Genomic DNA, 1,825 nt, shown 5'->3' on the forward strand with positions numbered 1-1,825 from the left:
CGGCAACAAAAGATATCTCTGTCAACAGAGATGATAAGTCACTTATATCCACCATCTTTTCAGAGGTTATTGTAACAAAAACAATTCTGCTGCTCGCTTCTGCCTGCTTTCTTGCTCTTGCTGTCATTTTTATACCTGCCTTCAGTACATTTAGGCTCCTTGTGTTGTACAGCTTCCCCATCGTGATTGGGCAATTGCTTCAGCCAATCTGGTTCTTTCAGGGTGTTGAAAAGATGAGGTACATCACCTACATCAACATTATGACCAGAGCCTTGTATGCGATTGGCATTTTTGTTTTTGTCAAAGAGGCCAACGATTACCTGATTGTGAACCTCATAAATGGTTCCAGCACCATATTGGGCGGCATATTGAGCTTTGCTATAGTCTTTTGCAAATTCAAGCTTAGCTTCCGCTTACCTGAGCTGACACAAATCAAAAGGCAACTTGCAGATGGATGGAGCATCTTTGTATCAACCATTACGGTAACCATAGCCAACAACAGCAATGTGTTAATTCTTAGCGTCTTCGCAACTCCTCTGATACTTGGTTACTATAGTATCGCAGAAAAGGTGTTCATGATAATGAGAACGTTTGCTGTTATACTGTATCAGGTAGTGTATCCTAGAATCTGTTTGCTTGCCCAGCAGCCTTTTGAACAACTGGCAGTATTCCTGCAGAAAATATTCAAGTTAGTTCTACTGACTTTCCTACCTTTGTCGTTGGGAGTTCTCTTTCTTGCTGATTTCATTGTTTACCTGGTTTCGGGTGAATATCACAGTGAGGCAACCATGGTATTGAGGATTATGTCCTTTGCTCCATTGATGGCTGCACTGAACATCCCTGTGGCGCAAACCATGCTCGCGTTCCGGTTCAACAAATCATATGCGACAATCGTGAGTATTGGTGCTGCAGCAAACGTACTCCTGAACTTCGTTTTGGCCTCCAGGTACCAGGCAATAGGTACAGCCTGGAGTATCCTGGTTACTGAAAGCCTTATTACTGGATTGCTATACTATGTATTTTACAGGCGATACCCGCAGTACTCATTTTTTTCGAGGCTCCCTTCGTCTGAGAAGTTTAAGGTATAAGTTAAATTTAAGCAGTGCTAGAAGAAGTTGATTTCCTTTAAATACTTGATGCCATGTTTGGAAAAGTAGCTGGAGTAGTTGTTTTGTATCAACCGGAAGAGGATGTGCTTGAAAACATCAGGACCTATGCCCATCGGTTACACAGACTATACCTGCTTGACAATACCGAGAGCCCCTCTCATGCTGTGAGAAAGGCTGTTGAAGAGGAGTTTAATGAGGTGGAGTACATTCACCTTCCACATAACCAAGGCATTGCCAAAGCCCTGAACACGGCTGCTTCCCGAGCGGCAAAGCAAGGTTTTGATTGGCTGCTCACCATGGACCAGGACAGTAAAGCCAGCGACAACATGATTGAGCGGCTACTCGAGGTTTGTGACATCTATGGCAAAGAGGAACTTGGAATAATTGCGCCCAAATATTTACAGCAAACCGACACGTCAGCAACTGCAGGCAGTGGTCTGGAAGAGGTAGACATCGTAATTACTTCAGGTAACCTACTCAACCTCAATGCATTTATAAAAACTGGCCCTTTCCGGGAAGACTTTTTCATTGATTACGTCGACCATGAGTATTGCCTTCGTCTCCGACTGGCTGGGTATAAAATCATTGTCAACAACAGTGTGCTCCTATACCATGAGCTTGGCAACTCACAAAGCCACCACTTATTCGGCAAGAGCGTAATTGCCTCTCACCACAACCCTTTGAGGCGCTACTACATTACCCGCAATCGTTTGGAA

The 1,825-nt window shown here is 43.9% G+C and carries 2 protein-coding genes; both read left to right on the plus strand.

Annotated features, from left to right (window positions below):
• Positions 1-1,088: oligosaccharide flippase family protein (locus OB13_RS09465; protein ID WP_461489919.1), on the plus strand; the 1,088-nt coding region annotated here is incomplete at its 5' end.
• A gap of 104 nt (positions 1,089-1,192) precedes the next feature.
• Positions 1,193-1,825 (plus strand): glycosyltransferase family 2 protein (locus OB13_RS09470; RefSeq protein ID WP_461489920.1); only part of this gene is annotated, 633 nt, incomplete at its 3' end.

This window comes from Pontibacter sp. HJ8, assembly GCF_054824225.1.